Annotated in this window: 11 protein-coding genes; 2 read left to right on the top strand and 9 right to left on the bottom strand. The window is 73.8% G+C overall.

The window, feature by feature from the left end:
- Positions 1-23 precede the first annotated feature (23 nt).
- The 3 genes from Sri02f_RS28880 to tdh are packed head-to-tail and all read right to left on the bottom strand — an operon-like array spanning position 24 to position 3,260.
- Positions 24-926 (bottom strand): LysR family transcriptional regulator, encoded by a 903-nt coding sequence (locus Sri02f_RS28880; protein WP_109004260.1) that lies wholly within the window; start codon positions 924-926, stop codon positions 24-26.
- Between the two features lie 47 nt (positions 927-973).
- Complete coding sequence (locus Sri02f_RS28875; RefSeq protein WP_109004259.1) at positions 974-2,185, bottom strand: glycine C-acetyltransferase; 1,212 nt, start codon at positions 2,183-2,185, stop codon at positions 974-976.
- A 46-nt stretch (positions 2,186-2,231) separates the two neighbouring features.
- Positions 2,232-3,260: an L-threonine 3-dehydrogenase gene (gene tdh, locus Sri02f_RS28870; RefSeq protein ID WP_109004258.1), complete on the bottom strand. Its 1,029-nt coding sequence runs from the start codon at positions 3,258-3,260 to the stop codon at positions 2,232-2,234.
- Between the two features lie 295 nt (positions 3,261-3,555).
- On the opposite strand from tdh, the gene Sri02f_RS28865 reads away from it, so the two are divergent.
- Positions 3,556-4,158: a GPP34 family phosphoprotein gene (locus Sri02f_RS28865; protein WP_109004257.1), complete on the top strand. Its 603-nt coding sequence runs from the start codon at positions 3,556-3,558 to the stop codon at positions 4,156-4,158.
- Between the two features lie 46 nt (positions 4,159-4,204).
- On the opposite strand, the gene Sri02f_RS28860 is transcribed toward Sri02f_RS28865, so the two are convergent.
- From Sri02f_RS28860 to Sri02f_RS28835, 6 genes are all read right to left on the bottom strand, one after another.
- Complete coding sequence (locus Sri02f_RS28860; RefSeq protein WP_109004256.1) at positions 4,205-4,774, bottom strand: GAF domain-containing protein; 570 nt, start codon at positions 4,772-4,774, stop codon at positions 4,205-4,207.
- Positions 4,775-4,837: 63 nt separating this feature from the next.
- Positions 4,838-5,506 (bottom strand): GTP-binding protein, encoded by a 669-nt coding sequence (locus tag Sri02f_RS28855; protein WP_245970846.1) that lies wholly within the window; start codon positions 5,504-5,506, stop codon positions 4,838-4,840.
- On the bottom strand, positions 5,484-5,855 hold the full coding sequence (locus Sri02f_RS28850) for a DUF742 domain-containing protein (RefSeq protein WP_109004255.1): 372 nt from the start codon (positions 5,853-5,855) through the stop codon (positions 5,484-5,486). The genes Sri02f_RS28855 and Sri02f_RS28850 overlap by 23 nt, the downstream gene beginning before the upstream one ends.
- A 2-nt stretch (positions 5,856-5,857) precedes the next feature.
- Positions 5,858-6,289, bottom strand: a complete 432-nt coding sequence (locus tag Sri02f_RS28845; protein WP_109004254.1) for a roadblock/LC7 domain-containing protein — start codon at positions 6,287-6,289, stop codon at positions 5,858-5,860.
- 83 nt (positions 6,290-6,372) lie between these two features.
- The gene (locus Sri02f_RS28840; RefSeq protein ID WP_109004253.1) at positions 6,373-9,048 is read right to left on the bottom strand and encodes a sensor histidine kinase; all 2,676 of its coding nucleotides are present in this window, start codon (positions 9,046-9,048) and stop codon (positions 6,373-6,375) included.
- A gap of 336 nt (positions 9,049-9,384) precedes the next feature.
- On the bottom strand, positions 9,385-10,614 hold the full coding sequence (locus Sri02f_RS28835) for an MBL fold metallo-hydrolase (protein WP_109004252.1): 1,230 nt from the start codon (positions 10,612-10,614) through the stop codon (positions 9,385-9,387).
- Between the two features lie 128 nt (positions 10,615-10,742).
- On the opposite strand from Sri02f_RS28835, the gene Sri02f_RS28830 reads away from it, so the two are divergent.
- Positions 10,743-11,927: a glutamate dehydrogenase gene (locus Sri02f_RS28830; RefSeq protein ID WP_109004251.1), complete on the top strand. Its 1,185-nt coding sequence runs from the start codon at positions 10,743-10,745 to the stop codon at positions 11,925-11,927.
- The last annotated feature ends 74 nt before the right edge of the window (positions 11,928-12,001 follow it).

Here is a 12,001-nt window from a genome sequence, read left to right as displayed (position 1 = left end):
GAGACGGGAGGATTACGGAAGCCTCACACCGCGGCCGCCTCGCGCAGCGCCTGGAGTACCGGCCGGATCAGCGGGTGTCCCTCGGCGCCCCGGCGCACGGCGGCGAAGACGCGCCGGGTCGGCGCCACGCCGTCGACAGGGCGCACGACCACGCCCGTGAGGTCCATGCCGCGCAGCGCCGAGCGCGGCACGAGCGCCACGCCCGCGTCCGCCGAGGCGAGGGCGACGACCGCGCGGAAGTCGTCCGAGGAGTGCTCCAGCCGGGGCTGGAAGCCGGCGCTCTCGCAGGCCAGGACGACCACGTCATGACAGGGGTTGCCGGGGTAGGGGCCGATCCAGCAGTCCTTGGCCAGCTCGGCGAGGGGGACTTCGGGGGAGTCGGCGAGCCGGTGCGTGACGGGCACCACCGCGTCGAAGGGCTCGGCGTAGAGCGGCACGTGCACCAGGCGCGGGTCGTCGGCGGCCGGGGCGCCGCGGTACTCGACGGCGACGGCGGCGTCGACCTGGCGGTCGAGCACCATCGGCAGGCTGGCGTCGCCCTCGGCGTCCTGGACGCGGATCCTTATCCCCGGGGCGGTGCGGGCGAGCCGGGCGACCGCGGGGGCCACGACCAGCGCGATCCCGGTCGCGAAGGCGGCCACCGTGACCGTGCCGGCCGCGCCGGAGCCGTAGGCGGCCAGCTCGGCCTCGGCCCGCTCCAGCTGGGCGAGGACGGCGTGGGTGTGCGCGAGCAGGATCTCGCCGGCCGGGGTGAGCCGTACGCCCTTGGCGCCGCGCTCGACGAGCCGGTGGCCGGTCTCCTGCTCCAGGGCCGTCAGCTGCTGGGAGACCGCGGACGGGGTGAGGTACAGCGCGGCGGCAGCCGCCGTCACGGTGCGGTGGTCGGCCACCGCACGCAGGATGTGGAGCCGCCGCGCTTCGATCATGCGACTGATTATCGCAATATGTCCGGGCTGCTCGGACCGCCGCCGGTTCAGACCGCCGCCGGCTCCGGCTCCCCCAGCACCGAGCGCGCCGCGACGAAGGCGTCCACGGCCCGGTTCACGTCGTCCGTGGAGTGCGCGGCGGACAGCTGGACGCGGATGCGGGCCTGCCCCTGCGGGACCACCGGGTACGAGAACCCGATCACGTACACCCCGCGCTCCAGCAGCAGCTCGGCCATCCGGCCCGCCTTCGCCGCGTCGCCGATCATCACGGGGGCGATGGCGTGGTCGCCGGGCAGGACGTCGAAGCCCTCGTCCGTCATGCGGCGACGGAACAGGGCGGTGTTCTCGGCGAGCCGTACGCGCAGGTCGTCGGCGGACTCCAGCAGGTCGATGACCTTGAGCGAGGCCGCCGCGATGACCGGGGCGAGGGTGTTGGAGAACAGGTACGGGCGCGAGCGCTGGCGCAGCAGGGCGACGATCTCCGCGCGTGCGGCGACATAGCCGCCGGACGCGCCGCCGAGCGCCTTGCCCAGGGTGCCGGTGATGATGTCGACGCGGTCCATCACGCCGTGCAGTTCGGGCGTGCCCCGGCCGCCGGGACCGACGAAGCCGACCGCGTGCGAGTCGTCGACCATGACCATCGCGTCGTAGCGCTCGGCGAGGTCGCAGATCTCGGCGAGGGGTGCCACGTAGCCGTCCATGGAGAACACGCCGTCGGTGACGACCAGCCGGCGACGCGCGTCGGACGCGTCCTTCAACTGCCGTTCCAGGTCGGCCAGATCGCGGTTGGCGTAGCGGAAGCGGCGGGCCTTGGACAGCCGGATGCCGTCGATGATGGAGGCGTGGTTGAGGGCGTCGGAGATGACCGCGTCCTCGGGGCCGAGGAGCGTCTCGAAGACCCCTCCGTTGGCGTCGAAGCAGGAGGAGTACAGGATCGTGTCCTCCTGGCCGAGGAAGGCCGACAGCCGCGCCTCCAGCTCCTTGTGCACCTCCTGCGTCCCGCAGATGAAGCGCACCGACGCCATGCCGTAGCCCCAGCGGTCCAGGGCCTCGTGGGCCGCGGCGATCACCTCGGGGTGGTCGGCGAGGCCGAGGTAGTTGTTGGCGCAGAAGTTGAGGACCTCGCCCGGCCGGCCGCCGGCGGTGACGGCGACGGTGGCCGACTGCGGGCTGCCGATCACGCGCTCGGGCTTGTGCAGACCGGCGGCGCGGATCTCGTCGAGGGTGGCGCGCAGATCGTCGCGCACGGAGTCGAACATCAGGAGGCTCCTAAGAAATGCGGGAAACGCGAGAACCGGAGGTGTCTTACGCGGTCCAGTCGAGGATGACCTTGCCGCCGCGGCCGCTCGCCGCGTCGGCGAAGGCGGCCTCGAAGTCGCGGTAGCCGTACCGGCCGGTGATCACGGGGGCGAGGTCGAGGCCGCCCTCCAGCAGCACCGACATCGCGTACCAGGTCTCGAACATCTCCCGGCCGTAGATGCCCTTGATCGTGATCATCGAGGTGACGATCCGGGACCAGTCGACGGGGAACTCCTCGGCGGGCAGGCCCAGCATGGCGATCCGGCCGCCGTGCGTCATGTTGGCGATCATGTCGCGCATCGCCTCCGGCCGGCCGGACATCTCCAGGCCGATGTCGAAGCCCTCGCGCAGCCCCAACTCCCGCTGCCCGTCGCCGATGGATGCCTGCGACACGTCGAGCGCGAGCGTCGCGCCGATCTTGCGGGCCAGCTCCAGCCGCTCCTCGCTGACGTCGGTGACCATGACGTTGCGGGCCCCGGCGTGCCGGGCCACGGCGGCGGCCATCAGTCCGATCGGCCCGGCGCCGGTGATCAGGACGTCCTCGCCGACGAGCGGGAAGGACAGCGCGGTGTGCACGGCGTTGCCGAACGGGTCGAAGATCGCCGCGACGTCGAGGTCCACCGGGACCCGGTGCACCCACACGTTGGACGCGGGCAGGGCGACGTACTCCGCGAAGGCCCCGTCGCGGCCGACGCCGAGGCCGACGGTGGCCCGGCACAGATGGCGGCGCCCGGCGAGACAGTTGCGGCACTTGCCGCACACGAGGTGTCCCTCGCCGCTCACCCGGTCCCCCACGACGATGTCGGCCACGTCCCGGCCGGTGCCGACGACCTCGCCGACGAACTCGTGCCCCAGCACCAGGGGCGTGCTGATCGTCTGCCGTGCCCAGCCGTCCCAGGACCGGATGTGCAGGTCGGTGCCGCAGATGCCGGTGCGCAGCACCTTGATCAGCACATCGCCGGGGCCGACGGCGGGCTCCGGGACGTCCGCGAGCCACAGCCCGGGTTCCGCCTTCTCCTTGACCAGCGCCTTCAACGCAACGGCTCCTGTGGTGAGGGCCCGGGCGCGAGCAGGCCGAAGGGCCCCGCATCCGGGAAGAGGTGTGGATTCCGCCGAGCAATCTGCCGCACTCGCCCCCGCCGGGTCCATCGAGCTTTTCTTAAGCGCCGCCACAGCTCTGCTTCACACGAGTGGCTTCGCTCCCGGTGCGGGCTTCTCGCACACCACGGTGGGGCGTGCCACCCTGGATCGCAACCCGCACCGGGCCGACCGGCTGACCGGCCGGTCCACCGGAGCGGCGCCGCCGCGACCGACCGATGGGGAGCCTCCGATGACGACAGCACGGGATCTGATGATCGTCGCGTTGGAGGTGCCGCCCCTGCGCGATGTCGGGCAGGGGGATCTGTCGCTCGCCCTCGCGGGCGCGGAGGCGGTCGATCTGGTCAGGGCGGGGGCGTTCGTCCTGGACGGCGACCTCATCGTGCCCGGCCCGCCGACGACGCCGCAGGATCCGCTCCTGGCCGCGGCCGAGTCCTCGTTCGTGCGGACGGAGCCGTACGAGTCGGTCGAGGACTGGCTGTGGCGCCGGGGCCGCGAGCTGGCGGCCGCCTACGCCGCCCGGATGGCGGCGGACGGGCTGGTCGCCCGGCCGCGCGGCCGGCTGCTCGCCGCCCGGTCCGCGCCGATGCCCGTCGACTCCCCGGCGCGTCAGCGCGCCACCGCGCGCTGGGCGTCGGACGAGCCGGTCCTCGCCACGCTGGCCACGGCCCTCGGTCTGCGCGAGGAGCCGGCCGAGGGGTTCCCCGGGCCGCTGGACGAGGCGGTCGTGACGGTGCTGGCGTCGACCGGCGACGCGCTGGCCGAACTGCAGGCCGTGCGGCAACGACGGTCCATCGAGGACGCGGGCTTCGACAACATGTGGCAGGCCCTCTGACGCGGCCCGGTCCGGCCGCCCGCAGTCCGGGCGCGGCCTCCCCCGCTCACGGCGCCGCCCCCTCGCGCTCCCGGCGCTGCAGCTGTCCGGCGAGATCGGCGGCCGTCGCCTTGATGGTCTCCAGACCGGCCCTGCCCCAGAGCCGGGGCGTCAGATCGGCGACGCACACCGTGCCCAGCACCATGCCGGTCGAGTCGATGAGCGGCGCGCCGAGGTAGCTGCGGATGCCGTACTCGTCGACGACCGGGTTGCCCGCGAAGCGCGGGTAGTCGGCCACGTCCTCCAGCACCAGCGCCTTGCGCCGCACCACCACGTGCGGGCAGTAGCCGTACTCGCGGGACAGCCGGCGGCCCAGCTCGGGCTTGCCTCCCCGGGCGGCCCGACCGCCCTGCGGGGTGTGCAGCCCGGCGAAGAACTGCTGTACCTCGTCGAGGAAGTTGACCATGGCGTACGGTGCCGCGGTCACCTCGGCGAGGCGGTCCGCGAAGGCGTCCAGGGCGGCCTCCGGCCATTCCCCGAGGCCGAGTCGGCGCAGCCTGCGCGCCCGGGCGGGAGCCTCCTTGTCCTCCGGCGTGAGCAGCAGACGACCGGCCGGACGCGGCGGGTCGTAGCTCATGGCCGGGCTCCGTCGCTGTGGACGTACGTCATTTGCGGCTCCGGGGGGCGTCGGGTGCGGGCGTCACATGTGGGCGCCGCGGCTCGGCTGGGGTGCGGTCGGCGCATGGGCGATGAGGTGCTTGACGAGGGTGAGCAGGGTCTGGACGCCGGAGGCGGAGATCCGCGCGTCGCAGCGCACGACGGGGACGGACGGGTCCAGGTCGATGGCGGCGCGCACCTCCTCGGGGTCGTAGCGGTGGGATCCGTCGAACTCGTTGACGGCGATGATGAAGGCGAGTCCGCGCTCCTCGAAGAAGTCGACGGCGGCGAAGCACTCCTCCAGCCGGCGGGTGTCGGCGAGGATGACCGCGCCGAGAGCCCCCTCGGACAGCTCGTCCCACATGAACCAGAACCGCTCCTGGCCAGGGGTTCCGAACAGGTAGAGCACGTGCCGGGGGTCGAGGGTGATGCGGCCGAAGTCCATGGCGACGGTCGTCTCGACCTTGTTCTCGATGCCGTCGAGGTTGTCGGTGGCGGCGCTGACGGTGGTGAGCAGCTCCTCCGTGCTGAGCGGCGCGATCTCGCTCACGGCGCCGACGAAGGTCGTCTTGCCGACCCCGAACCCGCCCGCGACCAGGATCTTCAGGGCGGTGGGAAAGGGATCCGGGCCTGGGTCGTCGTGTCCTCCATAGGCGCGGCTGTCGCCGTACCTGTCGTATGTGTCGCGGTCAGAGCTGTCGTCGTAGTCCATCGAGCACTGCCTCCAGTAGGGCCCGGTCGGTGGGGGTGTGGTGGAACTCGGGGGGCTTGGTGGTCAGCGCCCCGCAGTCGAGGAGGTCGGACAGCAGCACCTTGGTGACCGCCGCCGGCAGCTTCAGATGGGCCGCGATCTCGGCGACCGACACGGGGGCGCGGGTCAGGACCAGCGCCTGCGCGTGCTCAGGGCCGAGATAGCCGAGAGGGGTCGCCCCGGTGGCCCTCACCTGCGACATGAGATCGAGGGCGACGCTGGGCCTGGTCCGGCCGTTGCTGACCGTGAAGGGGCGCACCAGCCGTCCGGCCGCGTCGTCGAGCCAGGGCCCGTCACCGGCCGCCGCCACGTTCAAGGCCCCATCACCGACGGTTCGGCGTGCTGCCGGGGCGCGGTCATCAGATACGGCCGGACGCTCTTGACCAGCATCGACATCTCGTACCCGAGCACGGCCGCGTCGGCCTCGCGCCCGGCGAGAACCGCGAGACACGTGCCGGATCCGGCGGTGGTGACGAACAGCAGCGTCGAGTCGAGTTCGACGACGACCTGCCGAACGTCCCCGCCGTCGCCGAACCGGACGCCGGCGCTGCGGCCGAGGGAGTACAGGCCGGAGGCCAGCGCGGCCATGTGGTCGGCGCTGTCGGGGTCCAGGCCGTGGACCGATTTCACGAGCCCGTCGCAGGAGAGCAGCACCGCGCTCGTGGTGTGCGGTACGCGCTGCACGAGGCCGCTCATCAGCCAGTCGAGATCGGATACATGGCCGGTCGGCGCATCGCTCGCCATGGTGGATCGACTCCTTGGGGTACGAAGGTCTGAGGGAGCGCTGAGGGTGGGGGTGGGGGTGGGGGTGGAGATGGGGCTGGTGGTCATCCGGCCGGTGCGCTCCCGTCGTGCCGGGCGGTGGTCCGGTCGGGGCCGGGCTGGTCCAGTCCCTCACGGGCGCCGTACACCTCGGGCGGCGCGGCCACGTGCGCGGGACGCGGGGCGGATATCCCGGTCCGGTGCGGCGGCCCGGCGTCGGCGGGGGACGACAGGGGCGGCAGGAGCCGTACGCCTTCCGGGACGTGCGCGGCGTCGTCGTCCCCGCCCGGGAGACCGCGCTGCGGGGCGGCCGCCTCCGGGTGCGCGACCGGTGCCGCAAGGCCGGGCTGGTCCGACGGAGCCGACGGGTAGAACGAGGCCGGGTCCAGGGACCACGAGGACGACGGTGACGGCGACGGCGAAATCGACGTCGGAGTCGGGGTCGGGGTCGGGAACGAAGGGGGCTGCGAGTGCGGGGGGCCCTGCGGGTCGCCGGGCAGGAGAGGCGCGGACGGTTCCCAGACGTCCGCCTCCAGGCTCTGCTGGGCCTCGGCGAGGCCGATGCCCCGCTGGAACGCCGCCATCAGGCCGGGGTCGTGACCGGCGGGCTGTTCGGTGTCCTGGCGCGGGGCCGGACCGCCGCGCAGCTGGGGCACGATGTGCTCCTGGGCCCGGCGGCGGGGCAGTTGCGGCTTGCCCATGGTGCCGCGCACCGGACCGACGCGCGGGGTGGGCGCGAGGCCCGCGTGCTCCTCGACGACGGGCCGGTCGCCCTGCCGGATGCCGGGGACGGCCTCGGCCGGGTTGGGCCGTGTCTCGCGCGCGCCGCGGACGGGCAGCGGCGCGGGTCGGCGGCCGTTCGCGCGCGGTTCGTCCGCCGGCTGCGGGCCGGGCTGGACAGGGACCGCAGCGCCCTGTGTCCGCGAGGGGGGCGGCGGCGCTTCCGCGGCAGGTGCGCTGCGCGACTGCGAGGGAACGGCCGAGGGAGAGGACCAGGGGACGGAGGAGGGCGAGGACGAGGCAGAGGACGAGGCAGAGGACGAGGGAGAGGGCGAGGGCGAGGGCGAAGGCGACGCGTCGGCGGCGTTCCAGGCGCGCGGTGGTCCGCCGGACGGACCGGGCGGCGGGGTCTGCGGCACGTGCGCGGCGCCGAACGGGCGACCGGCGCTGTGGCTGCCGTCCCGCGCGTGCACCGGCACCGCCTCGCCGGTGGCCGCTGCCGGGGGAAGGCCCGCTCCGTCGGTGTCCCCGGCCTCCTGCCCGCCGGCCGGTGCGGGCAGGTCGCCCGGGTACCGGTGCGCCGGGACCGGGTTGCGGCCCGTGCCGCCGTGCTGCGGAAGGTGGGGACGGGCGGGGTCGGGGGTGCGGCCGCTCTCCATCGTGGCGTGGGACCCGGCGCCGGTCGTCGGGGGGCGAGAGGCCGGCGGCAGGGTGGGCCGGCCCGGGGGCGCGGCGAGGGCACTCGGGGCGGGCACGAGGGGCAGGCCGCCGCCGTCGGTGTCCGATCCCGGGGTCGCGGCCCCGGGAAGGCCGGGCGCGGAGCCCAGCAGCGCCTGCGGGACGACGAGGACGGCCTGGACGCCGCCGTAGATGTTGCTCTGCAGCCGGACCCGGATGCCGTGCCGCCGGGCCAGCTGGGAGACGACGAACAGGCCGATCCGGCCGTCGGCGAGCAGGCGGCCCACGTTGACCTGGTCGGGGTCGGCGAGCAGCGCGTTCATCCGGCCCGTCTCCTCGGCGGGCATGCCGAGGCCGCGGTCCTCGACCTCCACGGCGAGTCCCGAGGTGACGAGGTTGGCCCGCAGCAGCACCTGGGTGTGCGGGGCGGAGAACACCGTGGCGTTCTCGACCAGTTCGGCGAGCAGATGGATGACGTCGGCGACGGCATGGCCGCGCAGTTCGCCGTCCACGGGCGGCACGAGCTTGACCCGCGAGTACTGCTCGACCTCGGCGATCGCGGAGCGCAGCACCTCGGTCATGGACACCGGGTTGCTCCACTGCCGCCGCGAGACGGCGCCGCCGAGGACGGCGAGGTTCTCCGCGTGGCGGCGGATGCGGGTGGCGAGATGGTCGACGTGGAAGAGGCCCTTGAGCAGATCGGGGTCCTCGATCTCGTTCTCCAGCTCGTCGAGGATCGAGATCTCGCGGTGCACCAGGGACTGAAGGCGCCGCGCCAGGTTGACGAACACCTCCAGTTTCTGTTCGCTGCCGGTCTGACTGGACAGCTGTGCGGCCCGCACGACAGCGGTGACGGCCCCGTCGTGGGCGCGGGCCAGGTCGGCGGCGAGCAGCTCGAAGTCGTCGGCGTCGCCGGGCGGGCCGCCGCGCGTCCGGCGCGGCGGCGGGGCCTCGCCACGGCGCAGCGCCTCGATGACGCCGAGCAGTTCGGCCTCGCCGCGCGCGCTGCTGCGGCGCAGGGCCGCCACGCGGTCGCTGACGGAGCGGGCGGCGCGGTCCGCTGCCACGGCGGCGATCACGAGGCCGACGCCGGTCACCGCGACCGCGCCGGCCAGGACCGCCCACAGGGTCGGTCCGGGCCGGACGCCGGAGGAGCGCACGGTGAACAGGACGACCGCGCAGGCGCTGAGGGCGACCGCGGTCGGGGGCAGCACGGCGAGCCGCAGCAGCTGGGGCCGTATGGGTGTCTCGGCCGGCGCCGGTGCGGGGCGGGGGGCCGGCCGCCCGTGCCGCCCGCCCTCACGGCGGTCTGCGCGTGCGGCGGGTGCGCGGAGGTGAGACATCGGTGTCCTCGTACTGGTCCGTCGAGCCGGGTCGTCGGTCGGAAGAGCCGTCGGTCGCGAGAGCCGGGGAATTCGGCCCGGTGTCGCCCAACGGCCACTCACAGTAGTCGGCAACCCATCATGTGCGATGGGCAGTTGACAAAGTCCCGCACACAGCGTCCCGCTCTGGTATGAGGCTTCGTACGGCAGATCGATAAGCCCACGCGATCCCAGGCGCAGCGAGGAAAGAGTTCGATCGTGGCTGCTCAAGGGCGGTCATAAAACGACCGTGCGGGCCGGGAGCCTGTCGCTCCCCGGCCCGCACGGTCCGCACCGCCGAACGTCCGCCTGCCCCGATCAGCCTGCCGGGACGACCTCCGGCGCTTCGCCGCCCTCGGCGGCACCCTTCGGAATGTCACTCTCGGTATCGGCTTTGGCCTTGGTTGCGGTGTCGCCCAGAGGCTGCCACCCACCACTGGGGGCGCGTGCCGCGCCACGCCACCACGGCTCCCCCGGAACGGTCTCGGCACCGGGCTCGAAGGGCTCACCCGGGCGCGGCAGGGCGACCCGCGCTCCCACCGCCCGGCCGGCGGCGAGCGTGCCCTCGCCCGGGTCGGTCCACGCGTGCGTGGCGAGGTTGAAGGTGGCCCAGTGGATGGGCAGGATCACCCCGCCGGGGCCGGCCTGGAGGTCCAGATGCGCCCGCACGCCCTCTTCGGGGGTCATGTGAATATCGGGCCAGAAGTCGGAGTACGCCCCGATCTGGATCATCGTCGCGTCGAACGGGCCGTGGGCGGCCCCGATCTCCTTGAAGCCGTCGAAGTAACCGGTGTCGCCGCTGTGGAAGATCCGGTGCTGCTCGCCCGCGACGACCCAGGACGCCCACAGGGTGTGCTGGGTGTTGCGCAGGCCGCGGCCGCAGAAATGGCGGGCCGGGGTGGCGGTCAGGGTGAGACCGCCGACCTTCGTCTCCTCGTGCCAGTCCAGCTCGCGCAGCCGGTCGGCGGACACGCCCCAGTGCTCCAGGTGGGCGCCGACGCCGAGCGGCACGGCGAACAGGGTGTCCGTGCCGGCCAGCGCCTTGATCGTGGGCAGGTCCAGATGGTCGTAGTGGTCGTGCGAGATGACGACGACGTCGACCGGGCCCAGCGCGGCCAGCGGCAACGGGACCGGGTGCAGCCGCTTGGGACCGGCGAAGGGGAACGGAGAGCAGCGCTCGCCCCAGACGGGGTCGAACAGGACGCGCTGCCCGTCGATCTCCGCGAGCACGCTCGAGTGCCCCATCCAGGTCACCCTGAGCCCGGTGGCCGGCGGCTTGGCGAGGTCGGCGAGGGTGGTGGCGTGCACCGGCACGGTGCCCGCCGGGGAGCGGCGGGGGCGCTGCTCCTTGTCGAAGAAGACCTTGGCGAAGTCGAGCGCCGAGCCCGAGGGGCGGGTCCGCGCCGGACCGCCGGGGTTCACGAACACCCCGTCCTTGTAATGGGGCGATCTGCGGATGCGCGCGAGGCGCTCACCACTGGGATCCGCACCGAAGGCCTCGGGCTGCAGAGCGCGGAGCCCGGAGCTCAGGGAACGGAAACCGGACACGGTACCTCCAGGTGGAGTCGCTGAGGCGTTCCATTATGGTCGCCCCCTCCGACAACGCGTTGACAGGCCTCGCCCCGGGTCCCGATACTGACCCACTGTTCAGTAACCGTCCTGGTCGAGGAGCCCGTGTGACCTCCCCTTTCCTGTCGCTCACCTGGACCGACCACCTCACCGGCCGCCGGGGTTTCCTGGTCGTCGACCGGCTGGTGCGCGGCGTGTGCAGCGGCGGCCTGCGCATGCGGGCGGGCTGCACCCTGGACGAGGTGACCGGCCTCGCGCGCGGCATGAGCCTCAAGGAGGCGCTGCACTACGACCCCGAGGCCCGCTACGTCCCGCTGGGCGGCGCCAAGGGCGGCATCGACTGCGATCCCCGGGACCCGGACGCCTACGGGCTGCTGGTGCGCTACCTGCGGGCGATGCGGCCGTACGTGGAGAGCTGCTGGACCACCGGCGAGGACCTGGGGCTGTCCCAGGACCTGGTGGACCGGGCGGTCGCCGAGGTGGGGCTGGTGTCGTCCGTACAGGCGGTGCACCCGCTGCTCGACGACGAGGAGGCCGCCCGGGCCCGGCTCGCGGCCGCGTTCGCCGTCGAGGTCGACGGCATCGGCTTGGACGAGCTGGTCGGCGGCTGCGGGGTCGCCGAGTCCGTGCTGGCGGCCCTGGACCGGGCCGGGGTGGCGCACCAGGGGACCCGCGTCGCGCTCCAGGGCTTCGGCACCATGGGTGGGGCCACCGCGCGCTTCCTCACGCGCGCGGGGCTGACGGTGGTGGCCGTCGCCGACGTCAAGGGCACCGTCGCCAACCCGGCCGGGCTCGACGTGGAGGCCCTGCTCGCCGCACGGGACGCCCACGGCACCGTGGACCGGGCCGTGCTGCGCCCCGGCGACCGCGAGCTGCCGGGCGACGCCTGGCTGTCGACGGAGGCGGAGGTGCTCGTCCCGGCCGCCGTGTCGTACGCGATCGGGGTCGAGGAGCAGGGGCGGATCGGCGCCCGATGGATCGCCGAGGCGGCCAACATGCCCGTCCTGCCGGAGGCGGAGGCGCTGCTGCACGCGCGCGGGGTGAGCGTCCTGCCGGACGTCGTCGTCAACTCCGGCACCAACGCCTGGTGGTGGTGGACGCTGTTCGGCGACATCGGCGCGGACGCGGAGAACGCCTTCGCGCACACCCGCCGCTCGATGCGCGCCCTGGTGGAGCTGGTGCTGACCCGCGCGGAGGCGGACGGGACGACGCCACGGGCCGCCGCCCACGCGATCGCCGAACAACGCCTGCCGGTGATCACGCACCGTTTCGGCACGCACCGCCGGGCCTGAGACGGTCCCGTGTTCCGTGTTCCGTGTTGCACGTTGCGCGTTGCGCGTTCCATGTTCCGTGTCCCGAGTTCCGT

This window comes from Streptomyces rishiriensis (assembly GCF_003112535.1).
In the GTDB taxonomy this organism is placed as follows: Bacteria; Actinomycetota; Actinomycetes; order Streptomycetales; family Streptomycetaceae; genus Streptomyces; species Streptomyces rishiriensis.
This window is presented reverse-complemented; position numbering and strand designations above follow the sequence as displayed.

What these genes read in the sequence shown, in the direction of transcription:
- Sri02f_RS28880 (WP_109004260.1), bottom strand. Translation starts at nt 926, where the DNA reads ATGATCGAAGCGCGGCGGCTCCACATCCTGCGTGCGGTGGCCGACCAC.
- Sri02f_RS28875 (WP_109004259.1), bottom strand. Translation starts at nt 2,185, where the DNA reads ATGTTCGACTCCGTGCGCGACGATCTGCGCGCCACCCTCGACGAGATC.
- Sri02f_RS28865 (WP_109004257.1), top strand. Translation starts at nt 3,556, where the DNA reads ATGACGACAGCACGGGATCTGATGATCGTCGCGTTGGAGGTGCCGCCC.
- Sri02f_RS28860 (WP_109004256.1), bottom strand. Translation starts at nt 4,774, where the DNA reads ATGAGCTACGACCCGCCGCGTCCGGCCGGTCGTCTGCTGCTCACGCCG.
- Sri02f_RS28855 (WP_245970846.1), bottom strand. Translation starts at nt 5,506, where the DNA reads ATGGACTACGACGACAGCTCTGACCGCGACACATACGACAGGTACGGC.
- Sri02f_RS28845 (WP_109004254.1), bottom strand. Translation starts at nt 6,289, where the DNA reads ATGGCGAGCGATGCGCCGACCGGCCATGTATCCGATCTCGACTGGCTG.
- Sri02f_RS28840 (WP_109004253.1), bottom strand. Translation starts at nt 9,048, where the DNA reads ATGTCTCACCTCCGCGCACCCGCCGCACGCGCAGACCGCCGTGAGGGC.